This is a genomic window from Nocardia sp. NPDC004654 (assembly GCF_040609595.1).
GTDB lineage: Bacteria > Actinomycetota > Actinomycetes > Mycobacteriales > Mycobacteriaceae > Nocardia.
Genome location: NZ_JBEXKI010000001.1, coordinates 754,287 through 779,358, shown reverse-complemented (window position 1 = coordinate 779,358; position 25,072 = coordinate 754,287). Strand labels below are relative to the sequence as shown.

The 25,072-nt window shown below is 68.3% G+C and carries 21 protein-coding genes; 12 read left to right on the top strand and 9 right to left on the bottom strand.

Going from position 1 to position 25,072, the window contains the following annotated elements; translation table 11 throughout:
- Positions 1 to 27: 27 nt before the first annotated feature.
- The 4 genes from ABZV58_RS03520 (at position 28) to ABZV58_RS03505 (ending at position 5,134) form a co-directional block, all read left to right on the top strand.
- A complete protein-coding gene (locus ABZV58_RS03520; RefSeq protein ID WP_354998578.1) occupies positions 28 to 1,158 on the top strand; it encodes a hypothetical protein in 1,131 nt (376 codons plus the stop codon).
- Between the two features lie 175 nt (positions 1,159 to 1,333).
- Complete coding sequence (locus ABZV58_RS03515) at positions 1,334 to 2,689, top strand: S1 family peptidase (RefSeq protein ID WP_354998577.1); 1,356 nt, start codon at positions 1,334 to 1,336, stop codon at positions 2,687 to 2,689.
- Positions 2,690 to 2,828: 139 nt separating this feature from the next.
- On the top strand, positions 2,829 to 4,073 hold the full coding sequence (locus tag ABZV58_RS03510) for a S1 family peptidase (RefSeq protein ID WP_354998576.1): 1,245 nt from the start codon (positions 2,829 to 2,831) through the stop codon (positions 4,071 to 4,073).
- Between the two features lie 179 nt (positions 4,074 to 4,252).
- Positions 4,253 to 5,134 carry an NRDE family protein gene (locus ABZV58_RS03505; protein WP_354998575.1) on the top strand — a complete coding sequence of 294 codons (882 nt, stop codon included), beginning with the start codon at positions 4,253 to 4,255 and terminating at the stop codon, positions 5,132 to 5,134.
- Between the two features lie 129 nt (positions 5,135 to 5,263).
- Here ABZV58_RS03505 and ABZV58_RS03500 read toward each other — a convergent pair whose 3' ends face one another.
- The gene (locus ABZV58_RS03500) at positions 5,264 to 6,016 is read right to left on the bottom strand and encodes a hypothetical protein (RefSeq protein WP_354998574.1); all 753 of its coding nucleotides are present in this window, start codon (positions 6,014 to 6,016) and stop codon (positions 5,264 to 5,266) included.
- A 467-nt stretch (positions 6,017 to 6,483) separates the two neighbouring features.
- Between ABZV58_RS03500 and ABZV58_RS03495 the strand changes: the two genes are divergently transcribed.
- The 3 genes from ABZV58_RS03495 to ABZV58_RS03485 all read left to right on the top strand — a co-directional run bounded on the left by ABZV58_RS03495 (position 6,484) and on the right by ABZV58_RS03485 (position 10,916).
- Positions 6,484 to 9,696, top strand: coding sequence for a (Fe-S)-binding protein (locus ABZV58_RS03495; protein WP_354998573.1), 3,213 nt, complete (start codon positions 6,484 to 6,486; stop codon positions 9,694 to 9,696).
- Positions 9,697 to 9,825: 129 nt separating this feature from the next.
- Positions 9,826 to 10,347: a helix-turn-helix domain-containing protein gene (locus tag ABZV58_RS03490; RefSeq protein ID WP_354998572.1), complete on the top strand. Its 522-nt coding sequence runs from the start codon at positions 9,826 to 9,828 to the stop codon at positions 10,345 to 10,347.
- The gene (locus ABZV58_RS03485; RefSeq protein WP_354998571.1) at positions 10,347 to 10,916 is read left to right on the top strand and encodes a PIN domain-containing protein; all 570 of its coding nucleotides are present in this window, start codon (positions 10,347 to 10,349) and stop codon (positions 10,914 to 10,916) included. Before ABZV58_RS03490 ends, ABZV58_RS03485 begins: the two co-directional genes overlap by 1 nt.
- Before the next feature lie 6 nt (positions 10,917 to 10,922).
- Here the strand turns inward: ABZV58_RS03485 and ABZV58_RS03480 are convergent, their stop codons facing one another.
- From ABZV58_RS03480 to ABZV58_RS03465, 4 genes are all read right to left on the bottom strand, one after another.
- Positions 10,923 to 12,071: an acyl-CoA dehydrogenase family protein gene (locus tag ABZV58_RS03480; RefSeq protein WP_354998570.1), complete on the bottom strand. Its 1,149-nt coding sequence runs from the start codon at positions 12,069 to 12,071 to the stop codon at positions 10,923 to 10,925.
- Positions 12,071 to 13,300: an acyl-CoA dehydrogenase family protein gene (locus ABZV58_RS03475; protein WP_354998569.1), complete on the bottom strand. Its 1,230-nt coding sequence runs from the start codon at positions 13,298 to 13,300 to the stop codon at positions 12,071 to 12,073. Before ABZV58_RS03475 ends, ABZV58_RS03480 begins: the two co-directional genes overlap by 1 nt.
- 252 nt (positions 13,301 to 13,552) lie before the next feature.
- Positions 13,553 to 14,095 carry a hypothetical protein gene (locus tag ABZV58_RS03470; RefSeq protein ID WP_354998568.1) on the bottom strand — a complete coding sequence of 181 codons (543 nt, stop codon included), beginning with the start codon at positions 14,093 to 14,095 and terminating at the stop codon, positions 13,553 to 13,555.
- Between the two features lie 171 nt (positions 14,096 to 14,266).
- On the bottom strand, positions 14,267 to 14,803 hold the full coding sequence (locus tag ABZV58_RS03465) for a YdcF family protein (protein ID WP_354998567.1): 537 nt from the start codon (positions 14,801 to 14,803) through the stop codon (positions 14,267 to 14,269).
- A gap of 138 nt (positions 14,804 to 14,941) precedes the next feature.
- Here ABZV58_RS03465 and ABZV58_RS03460 point away from each other — a divergent pair, with 138 nt between their 5' ends.
- Both ABZV58_RS03460 and ABZV58_RS03455 read left to right on the top strand, forming a co-directional pair.
- Entirely contained in the window at positions 14,942 to 16,264 is a 1,323-nt protein-coding gene (locus ABZV58_RS03460) for a UDP-glucose/GDP-mannose dehydrogenase family protein (RefSeq protein WP_354998566.1), read from the top strand.
- Between the two features lie 146 nt (positions 16,265 to 16,410).
- Positions 16,411 to 17,844 (top strand): Hsp70 family protein, encoded by a 1,434-nt coding sequence (locus ABZV58_RS03455; protein WP_354998565.1) that lies wholly within the window; start codon positions 16,411 to 16,413, stop codon positions 17,842 to 17,844.
- A gap of 13 nt (positions 17,845 to 17,857) precedes the next feature.
- On the opposite strand, the gene ABZV58_RS03450 is transcribed toward ABZV58_RS03455, so the two are convergent.
- The 3 genes from ABZV58_RS03450 to ABZV58_RS03440 all read right to left on the bottom strand — a co-directional run bounded on the left by ABZV58_RS03450 (position 17,858) and on the right by ABZV58_RS03440 (position 21,993).
- A complete protein-coding gene (locus ABZV58_RS03450) occupies positions 17,858 to 19,138 on the bottom strand; it encodes a YibE/F family protein (RefSeq protein WP_354998564.1) in 1,281 nt (426 codons plus the stop codon).
- A gap of 553 nt (positions 19,139 to 19,691) precedes the next feature.
- Positions 19,692 to 20,939 (bottom strand): pyridoxal phosphate-dependent aminotransferase, encoded by a 1,248-nt coding sequence (locus ABZV58_RS03445; RefSeq protein WP_354998563.1) that lies wholly within the window; start codon positions 20,937 to 20,939, stop codon positions 19,692 to 19,694.
- A gap of 43 nt (positions 20,940 to 20,982) precedes the next feature.
- Positions 20,983 to 21,993: an XRE family transcriptional regulator gene (locus ABZV58_RS03440; protein WP_354998562.1), complete on the bottom strand. Its 1,011-nt coding sequence runs from the start codon at positions 21,991 to 21,993 to the stop codon at positions 20,983 to 20,985.
- 604 nt (positions 21,994 to 22,597) lie between these two features.
- Here ABZV58_RS03440 and ABZV58_RS03435 point away from each other — a divergent pair.
- The gene (locus ABZV58_RS03435; RefSeq protein WP_354998561.1) at positions 22,598 to 23,047 is read left to right on the top strand and encodes a hypothetical protein; all 450 of its coding nucleotides are present in this window, start codon (positions 22,598 to 22,600) and stop codon (positions 23,045 to 23,047) included.
- 98 nt (positions 23,048 to 23,145) lie between these two features.
- On the opposite strand, the gene dcd is transcribed toward ABZV58_RS03435, so the two are convergent.
- Positions 23,146 to 23,745 carry a dCTP deaminase gene (dcd, locus tag ABZV58_RS03430; RefSeq protein ID WP_354998560.1) on the bottom strand — a complete coding sequence of 200 codons (600 nt, stop codon included), beginning with the start codon at positions 23,743 to 23,745 and terminating at the stop codon, positions 23,146 to 23,148.
- 108 nt (positions 23,746 to 23,853) lie between these two features.
- On the opposite strand from dcd, the gene ABZV58_RS03425 reads away from it, so the two are divergent.
- Together ABZV58_RS03425 and ABZV58_RS03420 are read left to right on the top strand one after the other, a co-directional pair.
- On the top strand, positions 23,854 to 24,573 hold the full coding sequence (locus ABZV58_RS03425; protein ID WP_354998559.1) for a phosphatase PAP2 family protein: 720 nt from the start codon (positions 23,854 to 23,856) through the stop codon (positions 24,571 to 24,573).
- Positions 24,519 to 25,022, top strand: coding sequence for an SRPBCC family protein (locus ABZV58_RS03420; RefSeq protein ID WP_354998558.1), 504 nt, complete (start codon positions 24,519 to 24,521; stop codon positions 25,020 to 25,022). Before ABZV58_RS03425 ends, ABZV58_RS03420 begins: the two co-directional genes overlap by 55 nt.
- Positions 25,023 to 25,072: the final 50 nt, after the last annotated feature.

Below are 25,072 nucleotides of genomic sequence, written 5' to 3'. Positions count from 1 at the left end.
CCGATCGACGTCGAAACGAGGAATGTGATGGCCACAGGGGTGGGCCTGCGGATCGCCGATGCGGACTGCACCGCCGCGATCGTCACCGACTCCGGCGACCTGCACTACGTCGTCCGGGAGTCGGTGCTGCACATGTCCGACGACGGCGACACCGTGCTCGGCGGCGACGCGCCGTCGGACCACTCGCACTCCATCACCGATTTCGTCGGCGCGGTGGGCAATCCCGCTGGTATCTCCGTCGACGACGGTGAGGCGTATCGCGCCGAAGACCTGGTCGCCACCGCCCTGTTCTGCCTGATCAACCTGACCACCGAGCACCTCAGCGGCGCGGCCGAGTTCTATGCCACCCACCCCGGCGCCTGGCCTGCCCAACAGGTGCAGTCGCTGCGCGAGGCGCTGGACTACCTGGGCCTGAAGTCGGTGGTGTTGGTCAGCGAAGCCGATCTGCCCGCGGTCGACACCGCCGAACCCGGCAAGTCGTTCGCCTACGACGCGGCACGGGCCGCACTGGCCTCGGTACTCGCCACTCCCGCGGGCGCGACGCCGCCGGATCCGAGCGCCGCCGAGAACTCGACCGTGGTGACCGACGTGATCCCCGCGGTGCCCGCGCCCGAGCCCACCATGCAGGCCTATTCGGCGGCGCTGCCCGCGACGCCGCTGCCGACCGAGCTGCTCACCGAGGCGACGCCGCTCGAAAAACCGGCCCCGCCAGCCGAATCCGGCGATCGCCGCCGCGTCACAGTGCTGATCGCGGTCGCCGCGTTCATCGGCCTGACGCTCGGCGGCCTCGGTGTCGCCGTGCTCTTCCGCGGCGACGAATCGCCCGCCGTTCCGCAGGTGCGCGACGCCCAGTCCGGCACCTCGAGCACCGTCGTCCCGCCCCCGCCGCCGCCCGCGCCGATCGCCCCGCCGGTCGCCGAGCCGCCGGTGGTCGTCACCGAGACCACCGAGCCGGAGCCGACCACCGAGCCCGCGCCGCCGCCCCCGACGACCACCGAGTCGACCACCACGCCGAGCGCCACCGCGCCGCCGACCACCACCGTGCCGCGCCGGACCACCACGCGCCCCACCAACCCGTGGTACCCGTACGACTCCGACAACCCGTACGAATGGTGGACTCCGCAGTGGCAGCCGCCCGGAAACAATCGGCCCCGTTGATTCGAGGTCGTTTAATAGCGAACGGAAGCGGTTTGTGGCCTAGAGTGAAGCGCTGACCGGTCCGTCCGACGTTTCCCGGGCGAATCGTGTCGCTGGACGAGGACTGTGCGCCAACGGGTTCGCCGCCGACGGCCCACGGATTTAGCTGGCACTTCTGTGCCGACGAAGGGACTTCATGCGCAAGTTGGTGGCGCGTCGCGCCGCGGTCAAAGCAGCCTCTCTCGGAGCCGCGGCGACCGTTCTCCTGGCCCCCTTGTCCGGCACGGCGACGGCGGAACCCGCACCGCCACAGCTCAGCGCGGATACCCTGCCCGCCGAGCTGGTCGAGGCGATCGCGCGCGATCTGAAGATGACGCCCACCGAGTATCTCGACCGCGCGGCCCGCGCCCAGCAGCTCAGGGATTACGCCCGCGACTTCCGCTCCGAGCGCCCCGAGTCCTACGCGGGCGCGTGGATGAGCGCCGACGGCAAGCCCGTCGTCGCGGTGACCTCGCCGGATGCCGCCAGCATCGCCGCGGCCGACGGCTACCAGACCCGGCTCGCCCCGGTCTCCGCGGACAGCCTGGAAAGCTCGCTGATGCAGCTCAACCAGTGGATCACCTCGTTGCCGCGCGAGCTGTCCGAGGCGATCAACTCGGTGGCCATCGACTTCCTGAACAGCCAGCTGGTGCTCAGCGTCGCGAACACCCCCGCGGGTCACGTGCTGAACCTGCCGACCCTGATCGCCAACATCAAGGTCATCCTCTCTCCGGGCAGCGGCGGCCCGGCCGAGCGCAGGCCGATGGGCGGCGACACCTACATCAGCGCGCCCAGCTCCCTGCACGACTCGTCGCTGCGCAACGTCGACGTCTGCTCCTTCGGCTTCAACAGCGTCGACGACGCGGGCAACGCGCTCAACATCAGCGCGGGCCACTGCGACCCGAACCTTGGCAAGCCGAACCAGGAGGCGGGCGTCTACCTGCCCAATCTGAAGGACCTCCCGAACAGCCCCGAGCTGGGCACCTTCGTGCAGGCGACGCTGGGCGGGCAGAACGCGCTGGACTATTCGGTGATCAAGCTGAACGAGCGCGCCGTCCGTGCGGGCATGGACCAGCCCTCGGTGCGTGGCGCCAACGGCACCACCCTGTCGATCACCGGCACCGCCGACCCGATCACCGGCGCTCCGGTGTGCAAGTCGGGTCAGTCGTCCACGTTCACTTGCGGTTTCGTGGTCGCGGACCGGGTCGAGACGCAGCTCTACACCGCCGACGGCGAGAGCAAGACGATCCGCGGCTTCGCCAGCTCCGCCTGCACCCTCGGCGGCGACAGCGGCGGCGCGATCGTCTCCGGCACCCTCGCGCTCGGCATCACCAGCGGTTCGAACGCCGCCGACGCACCGGACTGCAACGAGGCGAACCTGGCGCTCGCTCCGTACGGCGGCACCGCCTCGCTGGGCATTCCCATCCGCGCGATCCTCGCCGACATCGACTCGACGGCGGGCGGCGGGCTCGGCAGCGGCATCCAGGTGCGGACCCGGCCGAACGCCGGATAGCCGATAAGTCCGATTCGGGCAAAAATGGGGTCCCGGTCGGGTGGGAATACCGGCCCGGACCCCATATAGTCTGGTCATGCTCCTGCCACGTATAGGTCAGTTCCGATCCGCTGCGCGACAGACCAGGTTCCGGAAATCAGTGATCGCCGCCTCGGCGGCGATCTTGCTGTTCGGGCCGACGGCGGCAGTGGCGAACGCGGAACCCGCCCCGGGCCTGCCCGCGGATCTCATCGCCGCGGTCACCCGTGATCTGAAGATCTCCCCCGAGGAATACCTGCGCCGTGCCGATCTCGGCCAGCAGGTCGCGGCCTTCGCCACGTCGGCGCAGCGCCAGTACCCGGAGGTCTTCGGTGGCGCTTGGCTCGACGACGCGGGCAAGGCCGTCGTCGCGATCGCGCAGGGGCCGGGCGCGGAGGAAGCGCGCAACGCGGCCGCGTCGGCCGGGTTCGAGGTCCGCAACGTCGCCAAGAGCGAGGCCGCGCTGCGTGGCGAGAAGAGCGCGTTCGAGCGTTGGCTGGAGGGCCAGCCCGAGGCGGTCGCCGCCTTGGTGCGCGGCGTCGTGATCGACACGGTCAACAACAGCATCGCGGTGCGCGTGGACCAGGCGGGTCTGCCGATGCCCAGCTTCGTCGACCCGGCGCGGGTCATCGTGATCGCGCCGCCGGTGGCGGCCGAGCAGCTGCCGCAGGGCACCGCCATCGCCGAGGGCGACAACCAGGCCGCGCTGGCGGGCGGCGACGGCTACGCGTCGGTGGGCGGCGGGAGCCAGCTGCGCTGCTCGTTCGGTTTCAACGGCACCGACCGGGCGGGCAACGTCGTGAACATCTCGGCGGGCCACTGCAACCCCGACCTCGACAACGCCTCGGCCGTGCACGAGCTGCTGCCACGGGAGACGCGCGGCGCCCAGCTCGGCGTGTTCCAGAAGTCGGTGCTGGGCAACCAGGACTACTCGATCATCCGGATCAACGACGCCTTCGTCGGCCGTTTCAGCAACAACAGCGTGCGGGTGCCCGGCGCCGCGCCGATCGCGGTCGACGGTGTGGCCACCCCGGTGGTCGGCGCCCCGGTCTGCAAGTCGGGTTCGCGCACCGGATTCAGCTGCGGCATCGTCAACGCCGTCGACCAGACCGTGCAGGTCGGCGATCGTGAACTGACGCAGAGCTTCTCGGCCAACATCTGCGCCCTGCCCGGCGACAGCGGCGGCCCGATCGTCACGGGACGGCTCGCGCTCGGCATCTCCAGCGCGTCGTCGGTGGCCGACTACCCGATCTGCGAGATCCCCAACCTGATCGGCGCGCTCACCGGCAACACGCCGCAGCTGTTCGCGCAGCCGGTCAGCGTGGTCCTCTCGGACAACCCGGGGCTGCGCATCCGCACCAACTGACCTTCGGGGTCCACGGAAGGCCGTCGACGTTCGCGTCGGCGGCCTTCGCCGTTGGCGGGTGTCGTTCGACCGCGCACGGCCGCAGCGAAGGCGAAGGTACGCCTTTTTACTGTTTCCAGCACCGGTTTTCGCTGCCCTTTCCGATGACCGGGCGGCGGGTGTTCCGGCATTCTGGACCAATGTGTTTGGTGTTGATCGGCTGGCGCGCACACCCGGACTACCGGTTGATCGTGGCCGCCAACCGGGACGAGTTCTACCTCAGGCCTACCGAATCCATGCGGTGGTGGCCGGAGGTGCCCGGACTGCTCGCGGGCCGGGACACGGGCGCGGTCGGCAGGGCCGAGGGCGATCCGCCCGGCACCTGGCTCGGCACGACCGTGGCGGGCGCACACAATCGCTTCGCCGCGGTGACCAACGTCCGAAATCCGAATGACGCACGGATCGGCGCTCGTTCACGCGGCGCGCTGCTGATGGATTTCCTGCGCGGCGGCGACGACCGGCATCCCTGCGGCGAATTCCCCAGCCCGGAAAAGTACGTTCGCGAGGTCGCCGCGGCGCCCGACGACTACAACGGCTACAACCTCGTCGTCTCGGATCTCGCTGCGCTGTGGTGGCATTCGAACCGCAGCGCGAATCCTCCGCAACCGCTCGCTCCCGGCTTCCACGGGCTGTCCAACGGCACCTTCGTCACATCGGCGGAGGCGGTGCCCGGCGCCGAACTGGAGGCGCCGCAGCGAATCTGGCCCAAGGTGCGGGACGGCCTGACCGAGCTGCGCAAGGTGGTGGAATCCGATCCCGGTGCGGTGGACCGGTATTTCGACGTCCTCTCCGATCGCACGGAGGCCCCCGACGACGAGTTGCCGCACACGGGCGTCCCGCGGGAGATGGAGCGGGGGTTGTCGGCACGGTTCATCGCCAACGAGGTGCACGGCACCAGGGCCAGCACGGTGCTGCTGGTGCGCGAGAACGGCACGTTCGAGATGGCGGAGCGGTCCTACGGTGAGAGGGGGGTTCGGTTGGGGGCGGTCACTTTCCACGGCTCGCTGGAGTTGCCCGGCTGAGCCACTGAACCGCTGCCGCTCGCGGCGCTGAGCCCTGGGGCGTTGGTGCGCTTTGGCAGACCTACCCGCGCAAACGAAAACCGGCCCGCTCCCCGAAGGGAACGGGCCGGTCGGCTGTTCGGAGCCGGGTCAGTTCGCGGACTGACCGGCCTTCGGCTTGTCGGCCCACTTGGTGGTGCCTTCCGGAGCCTGCAGGGTGTTGATCAGGTCCATACCCGCGAGGGCCAGAGCCGGACCGCCGAGCGCGATGGTGCCCAGGATGCCTCCGATACCGGCGAAGGCGGCGATAGTCGGAATCGCCGCGATGCAACCGACAATCGTGAGGCACTCGATGAGGCCGACCGCCGTGCCGATCAGACCACCGGCAACCACACCGATCGCGGTGCCGAGGAAGCCGCCGACCGCCGTCGCGATGCCGAACTGGCTGGCGAACTCGTTCTGCGCACGCTGGTTTTCCATCGGAGAGGCAACCGGCTTGACGGCCAAGCTCACCGCGTCGACCTTCGTGGCCGCCTTCTTGTCGGCGGGGATCGCGTTCTGGTCCGGAGTCAGCTCGAGGACCTTGCCGTCGTTCTTGACCTCCGGCTTCACCGGCACCGCGATGTCGGCGACCTTGAAGGCGAGCGGCAGCTCGAGCACGGTGTTGCCCGCATCGTCCTTGACCAGGTAGAGGTCATTTTCCTGGACGTCCTCGGACGACTTGGCGAGCTCGAAGGTCCCCCCCTTGAGCGTCGTCACCACCGTCTTGTCCACAAGCTTGACCGAGTAGTCGATGCCCTCGGCCGGTGCGGGTGCGGCAGGTTCGGCGTGAGCAGTACCCATACCGATGGTCATCGCGCCGACGACCAGCGCGGCAGCCGCGGTGGTTCTGCGGAGATTCAATTCAGTTTCCAATCCATCAGGTGTCGTTGTCCGCGCGCCGCGCTTACACACGCGAGAGCGCTCATTCAACCCGAAAGGCGGTCGGCCCCTTCGGATTCTCCCCGAGCGGTGTGACGAAGGCGTAGCAAACAGAACGCACGTGAGCGTAATCGAACGAACGCCCAGAAGCGAGATCGATAACAAAACACGCCGAGTAAGCCTGTCCTTACCGAATAGGACGACTTGCTCGGCGTTTACGGTGGTGACCGGCCGGTCTCACAACGAACCACCAAGAGTTCATGTGAGATTGATCACAGGTAAATTTCAGGTCAAGCCCCAGTAAGCAGGGTTACGCCTCAAATACCGATCGTACGATAGACACCAGAAGTTACCGGTGGGTAACTTACTGGCGGTTACGATACGAGCCAACCGGTGCTGCAGGCCTGCCGCACCAGAACGCTCGTGTTGCCTCAAAGAAAGGTCGCGACATGAATGCCCTGACAGTGACGCTGGGCACGATTGGGGCGACGCTCAGTCTGCTGTGCTGGGCGTCGTTCTTCGGCGGCGTCAGGAACATCGCTCGCACCATCATGGTCGGACAGGGCGCGCCGGATCGCTGGCGACCGTTCTTCCCGCGCTTCAAGCAGATGCTGATCGAGTTCCTCGCGCATACGCGGATGAACAAGTTCCGCACCGTCGGCTGGGCGCACTGGCTCGTCATGATCGGCTTCATGGGTGGCGCCATGTTGTGGTTCGAGGCGTACGGTCAGACCTTCGACCCCGAGTTCCACTGGCCGATCATCGGCGACACGGCGATCTACCACCTGTGGGACGAGATCCTCGGCATCGGCACCGTGGTCGGCATCGGCACGCTGATCATCATCCGGCAGCTGAACCACCCGCGCCTGCCCGAGCGCCTGTCCCGGTTCAGCGGCTCGAAGTTCGCACCGGCCTACGTCATCGAGGCGATCGTCCTGCTCGAGGGCCTCGGCATGATCTTCGTGAAGGCCGGCAAGATCGCGACCTATCACCACTCCAACGCCGCGACCGACTTCTTCACCATGCAGGTCGCCAAGCTGCTGCCCGCGAGCCCGACCCTTGTGTCGATCTTCGCGTTCATCAAGCTGATGTCGGGTATGGCCTTCCTCTACCTGGTCGGCCGCAACATCACCTGGGGCGTGGCCTGGCACCGCTTCTCGGCCTTCCCGAACATCTACTTCAAGCGCGAGGACGACGGCGGCGTCGCCCTCGGCGCGGCCAAGCCGATGATCTCCAACGGCAAGGTCCTCGACATGGAGAACGTCGACCCCGACACCGACACCCTCGGCGCGGGCCGGATCGAGGACTTCTCCTGGAAGGGCATTCTCGACTTCACCACCTGCACCGAGTGCGGTCGCTGCCAGTCGCAGTGCCCCGCGTGGAACACCGGTAAGCCGCTGTCGCCGAAGCTGCTGATCATGTCGCTGCGCGACCACACCTACGCCAAGGCGCCGTACCTGCTGGCCGGTGGCCGCAAGGACATGGGCGGCGACGAGGTCGGCCTGGTCGACGCCGAAGGCAAGCCGAACGAGGCCGCGCTGGCCAAGATCTCGGAAGCGGCCAAGGCCGAGGCCGAGCGTCCGCTGGTCGGCGGCGAGGACGTCAACGGCATCATCGACCCCGAGGTGCTGTGGAGCTGCACCACCTGTGGCGCGTGCGTCGAGCAGTGCCCGGTGGACATCGAGCACGTCGACCACATCATCGACATGCGCCGCTACCAGGTGCTCATCGAGTCGGAGTTCCCCTCCGAGCTGGCGGGTCTGTTCAAGAACCTGGAGAACAAGGGCAACCCCTGGGGCCAGAACGCCAAGGACCGCCTGAACTGGATCAACGAGGTCGACTTCCAGATCCCGGTCTTCGGCCAGGACGCGGACAGCTTCGACGGCTACGAGTACCTGTTCTGGGTGGGTTGCGCTGGCGCCTACGAGGACCGCGCCAAGAAGACCACCAAGGCCGTCGCCGAGCTGCTCGCCACCGCGGGCGTGAAGTTCATGGTGCTCGGCCAGGAGGAGACCTGCACCGGTGACTCGGCCCGTCGCGCGGGCAACGAGTTCCTGTTCCAGCAGCTGGCGGCGCAGAACATCGAGCTGCTGAACTCGGTGTTCGAGGGCGTCGAGGACCGCAAGAAGAAGATCGTCGTCACCTGTGCGCACTGCTTCAACGCGCTCAACAACGAGTACCCGCAGGTCGGCGGCACCTACGAGGTCGTGCACCACACCCAGCTGCTGAACCGCCTGGTGCGGCAGAAGAAGCTGATCCCGGTCGCCTCGGTGACGCAGAACGTGACCTACCACGATCCCTGCTACCTGGGCCGGCACAACAAGGTCTACAACGCGCCGCGTGAGCTGATGGAAGCCTCCGGCTCGACCCTGGTCGAAATGCCGCGGCACGGCGAGCGCTCCATGTGCTGTGGCGCCGGTGGCGCGCGCATGTGGATGGAGGAGCAGCTCGGCAAGCGCATCAACGTCGACCGGGTGGACGAGGGTCTGTCGACCCTCGCGGCGTCGAACGGCTCCGGGCCGGGCAAGATCGCGACCGGTTGCCCCTTCTGCCGCGTGATGCTGAACGACGGTGTCACCGCGCGTCAGGAGAAGGGCGAAGGCGAAGGCGTCGAGGTCGTCGACGTGGCCCAGCTGATGCTGGACGCCATCGAGCGCGTCGAGCCCGCCACGCTGACCGCGAACCTGACCGTCATCCAGGAGCCCAAGGCCGAGCCGGAGCCCGAGCCGGAACCGGAGCCCGTCGCCGTGGCGACCGAGACCCCGGCGCCCGCCAAGGCGGCGCCGACCGGTGGCGGCCTGGCCATGAAGGGCCCGGCGAAGGCGCCTGGTGGTCTGGGCATGAAGGGTGCCGCCAAGGCGCCGGGTGCGAAGGCCGAAGCGGCTCCGGCGGCGGAAGCAGCCGCGCCCGCCAAGGGTCTGGCCATGAAGGGTCCGGCCAAGGCTCCCGGCAAGGGCCTAGGTATGAAGGGCGCCGCCAAGGCTCCCGGTGCGAAGGCCGAAGCGGCTCCGGCCGCGGACGCTCCGGCCGCCGAGGCTTCGACCGCTCCCGCCGCGCCCGTCAAGGGCCTGGCCATGAAGGGTCCGGCCAAGGCTCCCGGCAAGGGCCTTGGCATGAAGGGCGCCGCCAAGGCTCCCGGTGCGAAGGCGGCTCCGGCTGCGGAGGCCGCTGAAGCTCCCGCCACGGAAGCGCCCGCGGCCCCGCCCGTCAAGGGTCTGGGCATGAAGGGTGCGGCCAAGGCGCCCGGTGGCAAGGGTCTGGCGATGAAGGGTGCCGCGAAGGCGCCCGGCGCGAAGGCCGCGGCCCCCGCCGCGCCCGCGGAGCCCGCTGCGGAAACCCCTGCCGCGGCACCGGCTTCGGCTTCGGCTTCGGCTCCCACCGAGACCAAGCCGACCGTCCCGGCCAAGGGCCTCGCCATGAAGTCCGGCTTCAAGCGCCCCGGGCCCAAGGCCCCCGGCGCCGCCGCGACCCCGGCCCCCGCCGAACCGGCTGCTGCCGAACCGGCCCCGGCCGCGGAAGCCCCGGCCGAAGCCCCGCAGCCCGCACCGGAACAGCCCACCAACGGCACCTCCGGCAACGGCGCCGCCGTCGCACCGCCGACCGCCAAGCCAGGCGGCCTCGGCTTCAAGTCGGGCGCGAAGGCCCCGGGCCGCAAGAACTGACACGGTCCCCAACTGAACACAGCGCTCGGCCCGGGTTCGATCGGAACCCGGGCCGAGCGCTGTTCGCGGCAAGTCGCTGTACGAACGATTCGAAACGAGTTACGATTCTTTCGAAAGGAGGCTACGTCGATGACGTCCGAAGCCCTGATGCAGCACACCTATCTGCCCGAGCCGACCGAGGAACTCGCCCCCGTCGTGAGCTTCCTCGCGGCCCAAGAGTCGCGCCGCGGTGATCGCATACGACCTCGCTACCTGTTGGTCGGCGCCGACGAGCACGATCAGGTCGAGGTTCCGGAGTCCGTGCATCGCGTCCTTGTCCAGGTCGTCGCGGCACTGCGCGAGGGCAAGGCCGTCACCGTCGCTCCGCAGAGCATGACGCTGACCACCCAGCAAGCCGCCGACCTACTCGGTGTCAGCAGGCCGACGGTCGTCCGTCTGATCGATGCGAACGAGATCCCTTCGGAGCGAACCGGCTCCCGGCGACGCGTCCTGCTGACCGACGTCCTCGCCTACCGTGACGAGCGGAGGAAGAGGCAGTACGAAGCGCTCGCCGAGAGCTCGGTCGAACTCGATGACGAGGACGATATGGAGGCTGTGCGCGCCGAGCTACGCGAGATCCGCAAGGAGGTCGCGAGAAGGCGGCGCGGCTGATGTTCGGCGCGGTGCTCGACACCTGCGTCCTCTGGCCGAGCCTGCAGCGCGACTTCTTGCTGTCGTTGGCGGTCGAGAATCTCTTTCGGCCGCTCTGGAGCGACGCAATCCTGACCGAACTCGAACTGCACGAAAAGCGCAAGCTCATAGGTCGCGGCACGGATCCGGCGACCGCACACCGACGGGCATGCGGTCTCGTCGCGGTGATGACAAGCGCGTTCGACGACGCGCTCGTGCGCGGATGGGAACCCCTCGAAGGTTCGTTCGGCCTACCCGACCCGGACGACGAGCACGTGGTCGCCGCTGCGGTCGTGAGCAACGCCGGCGCCCTGGTCACCGAGAACTGGCGCGACTTCCCCGCATCCCTGATGCCGACCGGCCTACAGGTCGTCGGCGCCGCCGAGTTCGCCGCGAACACCTGCGCCGTAGACCCGGCCCGCGCCTTGGTCGCCGTCCAAAAGATCTCTATGCGCCACCGCGACCCGGCACAGACGGTCGACCAAGTGCTCGCCATCCTGGCTACCCGCTACAAGATGCACGAGGCCGTCGAACTCATGCTCGCCGCCTGAGCAAGCCTACGGCCTTGTCAGCCGCGCGTAGCGGGCGCGGTGGTGGTCGGTGGTGCCGAATTCGCGTTCCAGGGCGGTGAGGCGTTTGAAATAGTGGCCGATGGCGAGTTCTTCGGTCATGCCCATGGCGCCGTGCAGTTGGACGGCGTTCTGCCCGATGAAGCGGGCGGCGCGGCCGATGGTGACCTTGGCGGCGGAGAGAGCGCGGGCGCGGTCGGCGGGGGCGGCGGAGAGGGCGTGGGTGGCTAGGTGGGCCGCGGCGATGGACTGCTCCAGTTCCATGTACATGTCGACCATGCGGTGTTGCAGGGCCTGGAAACTGCCGATCGGCACGCCGAATTGCTGGCGCTGCTTGGCGTATTCGACGGTGTCGCCCAGCACTTTGCGCAGACAGCCGACGGCTTCGGCGCAGATCGCGGCGATCGCGACGTCCACCGTCGGTTCGATCGCGTCCCACGCCGCGCCTTCGGCGCCGAGCAGCGCGTCGGCGGGGAGCCGGAATCCGGTGAAGACGAGGTCGGATCCGACACGATCGTCGATGGTGCGGTAGGAGTGCACCTCGACTCCGGCGGGCGGATGCGCCGCGTCGAATTCGGTGAGGAACAGCGAGATTCCGGCTCGATCGCGCCGCTCACCCGCGGTGCGCGCGGTGACGAGCAGATGGGTAGCGAGCGGCGCGCTGGTCACCACGCATTTGGCTCCGTCGAGCACCCACGAGTCGCCGTCTCGGCGCGCGACGGTGCTGACGTCGTGCAGCGTCGGACCGGAAGTCGGTTCCAGCGACGCGAACGCGGTGCGCACATCGCCCGCGACGATCCCGCGCAGCGCTTCGTCCGCCCGCGCGCCTCCGGATCGCTCCAACAGACCGGCGCCGACCACAACGGTGTCGACGAACGGCTCGACGACCAGCGCGCGACCCAATTCCTCGGCGATGACCATCAATTCGGCAGGGCCACCGCCCATTCCGTCGACCCGCTCGGGCAGCGTCGCGCCGAGAATCCCGAGCTCCTCGGCGAATCCGCGCCAGATGGCAGGCTGCCAGCCCTGCGCGGATTTGGCGGCGGCCCTGCTCTTCTCCAGGTCGTAGCGGACGCCGAGGAATCCGGCGACCGCGTCACGCAGCAGCTGCTGCTCCTCGGTGAGTGTGAAGTCCATCAGAGCCCCAATGCTGCTTTGGCGAGGATGTTTCGCTGAATCTCGTTGCTACCGGCGTAGATCGATCCGGCGCGGTCGTTGAAGTAGCGCAGCGGCGCGACCGCCTGCCAGTCCGCGCCGCTGTGGTAACCGTCTGCGGGCGGCGCGAATTCGGCGATCGGGCCGCCCGGTGCGGTGGCATGCGGCTGGTAAACGCGACCGACGGGGCCCGCGCCGTCCAGCGCGAGTTCGGTCAGCTGCTGACTCAGCTCGGTCGCCAGGATTTTCAGCATCGACGAGGCGGGACCGGGGTCCTTGCCCTGCGCCATCGCCGAAATGGTCCGATACTCCAGCACTTCCAGCACATCGGTGCGAATCCTGACGTCCGCCAAGCGCAGAGCGAAGCCGGGATCGTCGATGAGCGGATTCCCGTCCGGGCCCGGCTGCCGCGCCGCCGCCTCGGCCAGCTCCTGACCCATGACCTGCAGCATCGGCGCCGCCGCGCCGCCGCGCTCGTGTACGAGCAGGTATTTCGCCACCGTCCAGCCGTCGTCGACGCGGCCGAGCACATTGCTCTTGGGCACCCGGACGTTGTCGAAGAACACCTGGTTCTGCACCTGCTCGCCGGAAGTCATCACCAGCGGCCGGATCTCGATGCCCGGGGTGTTCATGTCGATGAGCAGGAAGGTGATGCCCTGCTGCTTCTTGCCCGTGCGCGAGGTGCGCACCAGGCAGAAGATCCAGTTGGCCTCGGTGGCGTGGGTGGTCCAGATCTTGCTTCCGGTGCAGACGAAATCGTCGCCGTCGTCGATCGCCGCCATGCTGAGCGAGGCCAGGTCCGAGCCCGCTTCCGGCTCCGAATAGCCCTGGCAGAAGAAGATCTCGCCGGTCATGATGCGCTGCAGGTAGAAGGCCTTCTGCTCCGGGGTGCCGAAGGCGATGATGGCGGGCGCGACCATTCTGATGCCCATCGGCGACAGCGTCGGCGCGCCGGCGAGCGTCGATTCCCGGCTGAAGATGTAGTGCTGGGTCAGGCTCCAGCCGCACCCGCCGTGCTCCACCGGCCAGTGCGGCGCCGCCCATCCGCGCTCGTGCAGGATCCGCTGCCACTCCATGCTGGCCTCGTGGTCCGGATAGACGCTCGTCGCCAGCCGCCCGGCCCGCCGCAACTCCGGCGTCAGCTTCGCGTCGAGAAAACCCCGCACCTCGTCCCGAAAGGCCAGATCGGCCGCTGACCAGTCGTAATCCATCTGTCCTCCCGGCGGGGTATGCCACGGTGCACCACTATTGGCCAACGGCCAACATGTCCCCAATGTAGGACGCCCGCCGCCGGGAAATCAAACTGAAGCACCTTGCCCTCAGTTTAGACACGTAGGTCCGGCCCCTGGCCGCGGCAGAAAGATCGTCTTCGTGAATTTCCAGACGATGTCGGGCGTCGGCGCAGAACCTACGGGGTCTCTTCCGGTGGTTCGAGGCGGAACCCTCCGCCCGGCAGAGCGCTTTCAGCCGCAGGTTCTCGTCTCGCCGTACTTCACGACGGACAGCACCGCATCCCCTTCGCCAATCAACACACCCGGCGCCGGATTCTGGCCGATGACGATCCAATTCCGGTCCATGATCTGCATCCGGCCCGCGCCGGTGGCGTCCGTCGACCGCGAGTAGAAGACGCCCGCAGCCTGAATAGCGTCCTGCGCCGCCTGCAGATTCATGCAGACGACGTTGGGCATCGGCACTTGCACCGCGGGCGCGGCCACGGCAGTGGTCCTCTGCGTGCTGGTCGGTCGAACCGCCTCGGACGTGGGCACGGCCGCGACCGGCACCCGCGCGGCGGATGTCGGCACGGCGGCGACGGGAGCAGCAGCGGGCTCGACCGACTTCTCTCGCTCGCCGCCGCCGAGCGCGGTTCCGATCAATCCCACGAACAGAATCGCCCCGAAAACCGCTGCGACCCAGACCCACCCCGGTACTCCTTTCTTGGGCGGCCCATACGGCCCGCTACCCTGAGGACCGAAATTCCCGTGCGGTTGCTGCGTCGGGTAAGCCATGGATGTATCCCCTGCTCGTAGTCGGTCGCGCGACCTCTGGTGGCCCGAAGGCGGCTCCCCCCGACAGGAGTCGTCGTGCGTGCAGACATATTGCACCCCGGGCGGCAAGCGCACGTGGGTTTTGTAGGAACTACTACCTACAAATTTGCCCACAGTCTGCTCGGAGCAGAATCAGCAGTTCTCGAAGAAAGCCTTTGTGTACCCGGCGGATTGGTAGACATAGTCGTACGCCCACCGGAGCGCCGAAAGATCCGGTTCCGGATCGACGAAGAGAAGCTCACCGTCCCAACACTTTTCGAGAATGAACCGGGCGCGGGAGATGTGCGGGGTGAAGGTGACGACGATGACGCGGCGCCATCCTTCGGCGCGCGCGCGGCGAGCGAGCTCGCGTCCCTCACCGCGGGTGGTGCGCGGGGACGGATCGAAGCAGATGACGTCGAAGCGGTAGCCGCCGTGACAGATGCGGTTCATCCGCGCGCTGTACTCGTAGGGGTCGGAGAACAGCACCCGTGGCGCGTAACCCGCCGCGGCCAGGCGCAGGCCGAGCTGCTCGCGGCCGTCGTGCGCGCCGCCGAGCACCAGGATCGCGTCGGCCGGCGCGGGCGGATCGGTGCGCGGCCGGACATAGACCGGCCAGAGCGCGACGACAGCGACGACGAGCACCGCGACGAGACCGATCAGGGCACGGGTCACCGAACGTCGTCGCACGCCTTCGATCGTATCGGCACCGCATCACCGCAGGTCACCGCCGCCGAGCGGAGGCTGTTGCCACCTGTACACCTGCTGTTGCCGTGACCCTTGCCTCACTGACGTGGCGCGGCCACCGTGGGGGCTTACCAATCGATCATGCGATGCACAGTCTTCGGAACCGGGTACCTGGGGGCCACGCACGCCGCCTGCATGGCCGAACTCGGGCACGACGTGATCGGGGTGGACGTCGATCCGGGCAAGGTGGCGAAGCTGTCCGACGGCGTGGTGCCGTTCTACGAACCCGGCCTCGAGGAGGTGCTGCGCCGGAATCTCGACGCGGGCAGACTCAGGTTCACCACGTCCTATCCGGAGGCGGCCGCGCACGCCGACGTGCACTTCCTCGGCGTCGGCACGCCGCAGAAGAAGGGCGAGTACGCCGCCGACCTGAAATACGTGCACGCCGTGGTGGATACGCTCGCCCCGCTGCTGGAGCGGCCCTCGGTGCTGATCGGCAAGTCGACCGTTCCGGTGGGCACGGCCGCCGCGCTCGGCGCGCGCGCCCGGGAGCTGGCGAGCACCGACGTCGAAGTGGCGTGGAATCCGGAGTTCCTGCGTGAGGGTTTCGCCGTGCAGGACACGCTGCGCCCCGACCGCCTGGTGCTCGGCGTCGACCGCGCCAGGGACAACGCCGCCTGGGTCGAGGACCTGGTGCGCGAGATCTACGCCGATCTCATCGCGGCCGAGGTCCCCTTCCTGCTGACCGATTCGGCCACCGCGGAATTGGTGAAGGTCTCCGCGAATGCGTTTCTGGCGACGAAGATCTCGTTCATCAACGCCGTCTCGGAAGTCTGCGAGGCGACCGGCGCCGATGTCACCGTGCTCGCCGACGCGCTCGGCTACGACGCGCGCATCGGTCGCCGATTCCTCAACGCGGGCTTGGGTTTCGGTGGCGGCTGTCTGCCCAAGGACATTCGAGCCTTCATGGCGCGCTCCGGCGAACTCGGCGCGGACCACGCGGTCGCCTTCCTGCGCGAGGTCGACAACATCAACATGCGCCGTCGCACCAAAGTGGTCGACATGGCCGCGAAGGCTTGCGGCGGTTCGCTGCTCGGCGCGAACGTCGCGGTGCTCGGCGCGGCCTTCAAACCGGAATCCGACGACGTCCGCGACTCCCCCGCGCTGAACGTCGCGGGCATGATCCAACTGCACGGCGCGGTGGTGACGGTGTACGACCCTAAGGCACTGGAGAATTCGCGCCGGGTCTTCCCCACCCTGAACTACGCGACCTCGGTGGCCGAGGCGTGCGACCGCGCCGACGTGGTGCTCGTGCTCACCGAGTGGGACGAGTTCACGGCGCTGCGTCCGCGAGAGCTGGATCGGGTGGTGCGCGGCAGGTCGATCATCGACGGTCGCAACTGTCTCAATCGTGCCACCTGGAGAGAGGCGGGATGGGTGTACGCCGGACTCGGCACACCGTAGAGTTGCCTGGCGAGGCCGCGCCGGATTTCCCGATCCTGCCTGCCTCGTGTGCGACTGAGCGCCGCCGGTAGGGTCCCGGGAGCGGGTCGCGTCCTTGGCGACGCGGGCTCGCTTTGTCGTGAAGCGTGAAACGAGATGGGCAGCTGATGAGTTCGGTACTGGGGGTTTCGGTGGGGGCCGGCGCTGTCCGTATGGCGCGACCGCACGCCGGTAATCCCCCCGGGCACGTCACTCCCGACGCCTTCGACCTGCAGACCATCCCGGTGACCCAGCACCACGCGGAAGAACTCGCCGCGGAGGCGGTCGGCGTCACGCTGGCGACCCACCAGATCGGCGCGACCGCGTTCGCCTATCGCAGCGAACAGCAGGCCAGGGCGGTCCGCGCCGCCATGGCGCGCCAGCAGATCACCAACTACGAGCTGGTGCCCGAGGTCTTCGCCGCGCTCGAATTCGCCCAGGCCACCGGCGATATCCGCGGCATCTCGTCGTTGGTGGTCTACGACCTCGGTAGCACCGGACTCTCGGTGAGCGTGGTCGACACCCAGACCAGGGAGGTCAGGCACAGCGAGCGCACCAGCGACATCAGCGGCGACTACCTGGATTCGCTGATCCGCGAACAGCAGATCGCCTCGGGCCGCATCGCGCACCCGCAGGACCCGGCGGGCCTCGCCGCGCTGGACGCGCTGTGCCGGGAGGCCAAGGAACAGCTGTCCAGCAATACCGCGGTCGCGCTGCCCAGCGAGCAGGGACTGGTGCTGCTCGCGCAGGAGAACTTCGAATCGCTGATCATGCTGGCCATCGAGTCGTCGGCGCGGATGGCGCGGGATGTGATCGTGCGTTCCGATCGTCCGGTACACGGTGTGCTCGCGATCGGCGGTTGCGCCAGGATTCCGCTGATCGGCAAGGTGCTCGAGCGTTGGATGGGCGTGCCGGTCATCGTGCCGGAGAGCCCGGAGACGGTGGTCGCGCGCGGTGCGGCGCTGCTCGCGAGACCGGTCCGGCCCGCGGCCCCGGCGGGTGCGCCGAGTCCCGCCCCGAGCCAGGCGCCCACGGGCGGCTACCACGACGAGGATCTCTCACCGGCCTGGCTGTCCGCGCCGCCCAAGCGCCGCCCGAAGCGCCCGAAGGGTAGACCGCAGCCGGACGACGTCGACGATATCGACGGTCTCGCCGAGGACTGGCTCGCCGCCAACCCGCGCCGCCACGAGAAGCGCGAATTGAACGGCGCCGTGCTGACCGTCAGCGCGTTGGCCGTCGTCGCCGCGATCGGACTGGGTCTGGGCTACGGACCCCAAGTGCTGGAACGGGATTCGCAGAGCAGCGAGGGCTCGACGTCGGTCTCGCCGAGCGGCGTGCCGCGCACCACCACCCTCGATCCACAGATCGCGGTCGCACCGGCCACCACGACGGAGACCGAGGAATCGGTCGCCGCCCCGCCCCCGCGCCGTCAGACGACCACGACCCCGCCGCCCACCCAGGGTCCGAACACCTTCGTCGTCCCCGGCCTCCCGCCGATCGTGGTGCCGACCATCCCGCCCGAGGTCTTCCCCTTCCCGCCCCCACCGCCCCCGCCAGGCTGAACAGCGCCAGCCCTCACCCCCGCGAGTGCCGCCCGTGCCGAGGCGCGGGCGCGGTCACCTTCTTGTGCCCGAACGGCCGCGCGAGCAGCGCCGCGATACCGGTGGTCAGCGGCACCGAAAGGGCAAGCGCGATACCACCGACCGAGGATCGCGCGATCTCGATGGCGACCGCGTCGCCGGCGAGCACGTCGCGGATCGAGCGGCCCGCGACGCTGAACAGCAACAGCAGCGGCAGCGCACCACCGGCGTAGGCGAGCACGAGGGTGTAGACGGTGCTGGCGATGTGGTCTCGGCCGACCCGCATGGCGGCGGCGAAAACCTCCCGGCGCGAAGCGGATTCGTCCAGGGCGGCCAACTCGAAGGCGGCCGAGGCCTGGGTGATGGTGACGTCGTTGAGCACACCGAGCGAACCGATGATGAAGCCCGCGAGCAGCAGGCCCGTGATGCTGACGTGCTCGATATAGGTGGCGACGTTGGTGTTCTGCTCCTCGGACAGACCGGTGAGATGGGTCATCTCGATCACCAGCCAGGACAGCCCCGCGGCGAGCAGCATCGCCGAGAGCGTGCCGAGCAGCGCGGAACTGGTGCGCAGGTTGACGCCGTGCGCGAGATACAGCACGGCGTAGAGAATCAGCGACCCGGCCGTCAACGCGACCGGAATCGCGGGCTTGCCGTCCAGCAGCGCGGGCAGCAGGAACATCACCAGCACCGCGAAAGCGAACCCCAGACCGATCAGTGCGCGCACACCGCGCCATCGCGCCACCACGATGATCACCACCACGAAGGCGAGCGCGATCAGCGTCAGCGGCAGCCCGCGCGAGTAGTCCTCGAAGGAGTACAGCGGGGTGCCGTTCGGATCGGTCTGCCGGACCAACCGGATCTCGTCACCGGCGCGCAGATCGGGTTGCCCTGGGCCCGGCGCGATTTCGAGCAGCGTCTTGTTGCCCTCGTGCGGACCGGAGTCGATGGTGATAAGGCTGCGCTGGCAGGTGTAGGCGTTGGTGCGCGGCGGCTCGGGCTTGTCGGCGAACACCTTGCCGATGGACGGGCTGCCGCACGGACCGACGTCCTGCGCGATGACCGTGCCCGCCTCGGTCACCACCGCGCCGCCGCCCGCGTTCTGCATCGGCAGCGGAATCTCGACGTGCTGACGGCTCGGCCACAGCCAGATCGTGGCGATGACAGTGATCACGCCGATGACGGCGAGCAGCCCGACCACGACGCGCGCGGCGGTGTCGCCGATCGCGATCGGGCCGGAGTGATCGTGGTGGTGGTGATGATGGTGGTCGCTCACCGGGTTCCTACCTGTCCGTCGTGGCCCCGGACACTCGTGCCGGACGGCAAGAGCTTGCTTCCCCGAGGCAGCTGCGCGGTGCCGAGCTTAAAGGATGTCATTTTCAAGATCAGGTTGCCTGCCCAGCACCACCGGGACACAACCAGAACATCGACACGCGATAACTGATCTCGCGAGATCCGGGTAACTCACCGGGTACGGGCTGACTCGACCACCCACCTACCGCCGGTCGCCAACGCAAATCACCACGCACCTGAATCTGGCCTGAAACGCGGAGAGGCGGGACTGTGAGGCGGGACGGGGCGGCGGAGAGCAGGGGGATGTCTCCGCCGCCCGCAGGCCGGCGGCCCAGGGGGGTAGGCGGCCGAACCCGAGGCCAGGTTGCCCAGGGGGGGTAGGCAACCCGACCGGGCACTCGAAGTGCCAAGAGCCACTGTACACAAAAGTTGCTCTTTTGCGCTAGCGGGTCTTCAAAACTCGCTTCTATCCATACATTCGGTATGTTTCCGGCCCAGAAGCGGGGCGATTCGGCCCTAAAGGCCCGCGACGCAGATCACTGTCGATAGCTCGCCAAGAAGTTGCCGAATCGCTCGATCGCGACCGCGAGGTCGCGCGCCCACGGCAGCGTGACAATCCGCAGATGATCGTGGTTCGGCCAATTGAAGCCGGTGCCCTGCACCATCAAGATCTTCTCCTGGAGCAACAGATCCAGGACCAGCTTCGAATCGTCGTGGATGTCGTACACATTCGGATCCAGCCGCGGGAACGCGTAGAGCGCGCCCTTCGGCTTGACGCACGACACACCCGGGATCATGTTCAACCGCTCCCACGCGACGTCGCGCTGTTCGAGCAGCCGCCCGCCGGGCAGAATCAGGTCCTCGATGCTCTGGTGCCCGCCGAGCGCGACTTGAATCGCGTGCTGCGCGGGCACATTCGGGCACAAACGGGAGGAGGCGAGCAGGTCGATGCCCTCCAGGAAGCCCGCGGCGTGATCCTTCGGACCGGTGATGGCCAGCCAACCCGAACGGTATCCGGCGACCCGGTAGGCCTTGGACAGGCCGTTGAAGGTCAGGCACAGCAGGTCGGGCGCGAGGCTGGCCAGCGAGATGTGCTTGGCGTCGTCGTAGAGGATCTTGTCGTAGATCTCGTCGGCGAGCAGCAGCAGCTGGTGCTTGCGCGCCAGGTCGACCAGCTGCTGGAGCACCTCGGCCGAGTAGACCGCGCCGGTCGGGTTGTTCGGATTGATCACCAGCAGCGCCTTGGTCTTGTCGGTGATCTTCGACTCGATGTCGGCGACGTCGGGCTGCCAGCCGTTGGACTCGTCGCACAGGTAGTGCACCGGGGTGCCGCCCGCCAGGCTCGTCATCGCCGTCCACAGCGGGTAGTCCGGCGCCGGGATCAGCACCTCGTCGCCGTTGTTCAGCAGCGCCTGCATGGTGATGGTGATCAGTTCGGAGACGCCGTTGCCCAGGTAGACGCCGTCCACGTCCAGTTCGGGGAAGCCGGGCACCAGCTCGTAGCGGGTCACGATGGCGCGCCGAGCCGACAGGATGCCCTTGGATTCCGAGTAACCCTGGGCGTAGGGCAGCGCGGCGATGATGTCGCGCATGATCACGTCGGGCGCCTCGAAACCGAACGGCGCCGGATTGCCGATGTTCAGCTTGAGAATGCGGTGGCCCTCCGCCTCCAGCCGTGCCGCGTGCGCGTGTACCGGTCCACGGATTTCGTAGACGACGTTCTGCAGCTTCGTGGACTGCTCGAGAACGCGCGGCGGATGGTGGGGGAGATGACTCGGGCTCACCTTCCCATGGTGCCATCCCCTCGCAAGGGCATTCGACAGTGCGTCAAGGTGCGGAATTACCGGGCGGGATGCCCTTGGCCGCGGTCGAGCCGCAGAACTCCTCGATGCGTTCGTCCAGGAAACGGGCCTCGACGGCGTCGCGGAACGCGGGCTGGGCGATCCGTCTTCGCACTCCGGTCAGCCGCTCCTCGAGCTGGGCGATGCGCTTGTCCTCGGCCAGTCCTAGCACCGGGTGCAGGGCCTCGGCGGCGCCGTCCAGGCTGCCGTTGATCAGATGCGCGGCCGCGCAGTCCACCCGGGCGAGCGCCTCGGCGCCATAGGAGCGCTTCTCCGACGGACCGTTCGAGTAGAGGTCGATGGCGCGCTCGGTCGCGGTGAGCGCGGGCTCGGCCTGGCCGAGATGGATATAGGTGGCGCCCGCGTAGTACTGGGCCTTGGCGTCGGGGAAACCGAAGACGCCGCCGATCCCGTCGTGCAGGTCGTCGCTGGCGGCCTGCTCGCGCGCCTCGTCGGCGGCGCGGATGCAGCGGTCGGTGTCGGCGGCGCTGCCGATCTTGGACCAGATCCTGGCCTCGATGTTGAGCAGCCGGACCTTGGCGGTCGCCGAATCGGCGAAGTCCTGCCCGCTCTGAGCGAGCAGCACGGCCCGGCGCGGACGCTCCGACCAGTACTCGATGAGCGCGTGCATGCCGCGCGTCCAGGCGCGCAGCCCGTTGTGCCCGCATAGCTCGGCGTAAGCCCATGCCGCTCTGGCCTGCTCGCCCGCCGCGTCGTAGTAGCCGAGGTCGGTGCTCGCGTTCGCGAGCAGGCCGGACAGCGTGCCCGCGAGCAGATACAGGTGGCTGGTGTCGGCCGGGCGCTGATGACCCTCGAGCAGTCGATACACCCGGCGCCGGACCCGAAGCATCTCCACCATCATCGGAACCGGCGGGATGTGCACGTATTCGTTCGCGATGCGCGTGACATCGGCGTCGAGCTGTTCCAACGTGGACGCACCCACATTGGTGCTCTCGGCCCGGCCTGCGTGTTCGCTGGCCTCGTGGGCAGCCGCCATGATCAGATCCCTCTCCGAAATAGCTGCTAACGCATCACCTCTCATCGCACCGGCGTCTATGAGAGCAAGAAGGTCCGCGTCGCTCGAATAACTCGCACGCGCCCCCGCTGCGGAACGCACGTCGAATCCGGCGGCAGATCCATCGACCGGCGAATCGCCGGTCAGCGCCGCAAACCGTGCCCGCACAACCTCGTCGGACCTGGCAAGGGATGTATCGAGCGCGGCTTGGTTGACGGGACGCGGATGGACTCGGTCGCCCCCCGCCTCCCACTTGGACACCAGGCGTTCGTGGACACCGAGATGCGCCGCGAATTCCCGGATACTCATCCGCTTGGCATCGCGAAGGGCGCGGGTCTCTCTACCTGACCAGTGCCGGACCACGATGTCATCCCTTCCGCACGAACTTTCATCCAGGGTACGAGGGCCGAGTGGCGACTGCCACACATAATTCCTAGTTGCTATGGGCGCTGCGGGTTTTGGCGGCTCAGGTCGGCGAGGTCCTTCCGGTCAAGGGCAGCGGATTGGCAGTAGAAGGCGGGCATGGGGGCGATGCCGAGTCGCGGTCGATGGCCCGACCCTGGTAGCAGGAGGCAAGGAGTTGGCCGTGAACGTGGACAAACTCAGGACAGTCGAGGATTGGGTGGCCTTCTACCGGCACGAGTACGGGCTACCGGTGACCGAGCGTGGCGGTTTCGTAATGCTGCCCATCAGCGGCCGAGTCTGCGTCGTTCATCTGCCGACCGTCCGGGCCGAAAAGGTCAGGGCGGCACTGGAACAGCAGGGGACGAGGGGTCCCATGCTGGCCAGGCAGATCCGTTGGAGCTTCCTTGCCGAGCCGGACAGCCGTCCCGGCGCGCAGGTGCTGGAGGTGCTGAACCGTCTGGATATCGGGATACCTGCCATCGGCAGTGCGGTGATGTTGCCGACGGGGCTCGGACGCTTCACCCGGGAAGGGTGCTTCTGGGTGAACCCGCCGAGCCGCGGCGACACGCTTCCGCCGCTGTCCGCCGTCGTCACGACGGCGCTGGCGGTGGGAGCGGGCGGCGGGGACTGAATGCGTCGTCGGTCCTCGCCGCCGATCGGCGGCCGAATCCGCCCCCTTTGTTGGCAGTCGGCGGGGCGGATTCGGTCGTGGGTCGCGGGGTGCGCGGCCTACCGCGATTCCGCGGCGTCGACCACCTCGGTCGGCAGCGGGAAGTTCAGGTAGGAGCGCGAAGGAGTCGGCCCGCGCTGGCCTTGGTACTTGGAACCGGCCACCGCGCTGCCGTACGGGTGCTCCGCGGGGCTGGTCAAACGGAGCAGGCACAGCTGGCCGATCTTCATGCCCGGCCACAGGGTGATCGGCAGGTTCGCGACGTTCGACAGTTCCAGCGTGATGTGGCCGCTGAAACCGGGATCGATGAAGCCCGCCGTCGAATGCGTGAGCAGGCCCAAACGGCCGAGACTCGACTTGCCCTCCAGCCGCCCGGCCAGGTCGTTCGGCAGCGTGCACACCTCCAGCGTGGAGCCGAGCACGAACTCGCCGGGGTGCAGCACGAACGGTTCGCCCGGACCGGGCTCGACCAGGCTGGTCAGCTCGTCTTGGCGCTGCGCGGGATCGATGTGGGTGTAGCGGGTGTTGTCGAAGACGCGGAACATCCGGTCCAGGCGAACGTCGATACTCGACGGCTGGATCAGGCTCTCCAGCAACGGTTCGACCCCGAGACGGCCAGCGGCGATCTCCGCACGGAGGTCACGATCGGAAAGCAGCACGGCACGAGCGTAGCGTTCGGCGAATCGGGTCCTTCGACGGCACGGGTGCGGGCGAAGCGGCCGCCGTTCTTCAGTTAATTCTCAGCGCGAGCGGGCAACCTAGGAACAGTGAACTCGAATCTCCGCAGAACGGTGCCGACGCTCATCGCGCTCGGTGTGCTGCTCGCGGCTTTCATCACCGTGCTCACCCGCAATGTGCTCGACAGCAGCGGGCTCGCGACGATGGACCCGGAGATCTCCGGCTGGGCCGTCGACAATCGCAACGGGGTGCTCACGCCCACCGCGCAGATGGTCAGCAACTGCGGTGACACCTTGTCCATGACGATCCTGACCGTGATCGTCTGCGTGGCGCTGCTGCGCGAGCGCGACCGGTTGCGCGCCGTACTCATCGCCGTGACCGGGCTCGGGGCCGCGCTCATCGTCGCGATCGCCAAACGACTCGTCGGCCGGGAACGCCCGCCGGTCGCCGATCGCCTCGCGGTGGAGAACAGCCTGTCCTATCCGTCCGGCCACAGCACGGGCACGTTCGTGGTGGTCGGGATCGTGGCCATCGTGCTCATCCCCAAGCTGGCGCACGCGGCGGCCAGAGTCGGTGCGGCGCTGGTCGCGGTCCTGTTCATCGCCGCCGTCGGCGCTTCCCGCGTCTACCTGGGCGTGCACTGGCCCACCGACGTGCTGGCGGGTTGGACCATCGGGGCGCTGTGGATCCTGCTCTGCCTGGCCGTGTTCCGCTACCTGACGCTGCGTTCGGGGGCCGCCGCTACAGTCGATCCGTGCCACGAACAAAGCGGATCTCCGACAGCATCGTCGTCGCGATCGACCCGGTGACGGCTTACGACCGGGTCAGCGACGTCACCCAAATCCACCGCTGGAGCCCGGAGAACACCGGCGCGGTCGTCGCCGAGCCAGGCGCGCCGGCACGCGTCGGCATGCGCTTCGTCGGCACCAACGTCCGCCGCGGCGTGCGCTGGTCCACCGGCTGCGAGGTCACCGCCGCCGACCGCGGCAGCCGCTTCGCGTTCAAGGTCCGCCGCTATGGCCTGCGCAAGCCGGTCCTGCGGGTCGCCATCGCCAGCTGGGAATACCGCTTCGAGGCCGTGCCCGAGGGAACCATGATCACCGAAACCTGGACCGACGACCGCCGCGGCTGGCCCGACCTGCCGACCCTCTGGTTCGACAAGCTCGCCACCGGCAAGCCGGGGTTCGCCGAGTTCCAGCGCGGGAACATCCGGCGCACGTTGCAGCGGTTGAAGGCGGACTTGGAAAGCGCGCCCTGATCCCCGCCTCGCTCGCCACCATCCGCACGCGTGACCTGCCACAGGCTTCG

Bases quoted from the DNA above. Each gene is read 5' to 3' on its own strand.
- ABZV58_RS03490 (WP_354998572.1), top strand. From the start codon at position 9,826: ATGACGTCCGAAGCCCTGATGCAGCACACCTATCTGCCCGAGCCGACC.
- ABZV58_RS03460 (WP_354998566.1), top strand. From the start codon at position 14,942: ATGCGATGCACAGTCTTCGGAACCGGGTACCTGGGGGCCACGCACGCC.
- ABZV58_RS03475 (WP_354998569.1), bottom strand. From the start codon at position 13,300: ATGGATTACGACTGGTCAGCGGCCGATCTGGCCTTTCGGGACGAGGTG.
- ABZV58_RS03485 (WP_354998571.1), top strand. From the start codon at position 10,347: ATGTTCGGCGCGGTGCTCGACACCTGCGTCCTCTGGCCGAGCCTGCAG.
- ABZV58_RS03495 (WP_354998573.1), top strand. From the start codon at position 6,484: ATGAATGCCCTGACAGTGACGCTGGGCACGATTGGGGCGACGCTCAGT.
- ABZV58_RS03515 (WP_354998577.1), top strand. From the start codon at position 1,334: ATGCGCAAGTTGGTGGCGCGTCGCGCCGCGGTCAAAGCAGCCTCTCTC.
- ABZV58_RS03440 (WP_354998562.1), bottom strand. From the start codon at position 21,993: ATGGCGGCTGCCCACGAGGCCAGCGAACACGCAGGCCGGGCCGAGAGC.
- ABZV58_RS03480 (WP_354998570.1), bottom strand. From the start codon at position 12,071: ATGGACTTCACACTCACCGAGGAGCAGCAGCTGCTGCGTGACGCGGTC.
- ABZV58_RS03470 (WP_354998568.1), bottom strand. From the start codon at position 14,095: ATGGCTTACCCGACGCAGCAACCGCACGGGAATTTCGGTCCTCAGGGT.
- ABZV58_RS03455 (WP_354998565.1), top strand. From the start codon at position 16,411: ATGAGTTCGGTACTGGGGGTTTCGGTGGGGGCCGGCGCTGTCCGTATG.
- ABZV58_RS03505 (WP_354998575.1), top strand. From the start codon at position 4,253: ATGTGTTTGGTGTTGATCGGCTGGCGCGCACACCCGGACTACCGGTTG.
- ABZV58_RS03520 (WP_354998578.1), top strand. From the start codon at position 28: ATGGCCACAGGGGTGGGCCTGCGGATCGCCGATGCGGACTGCACCGCC.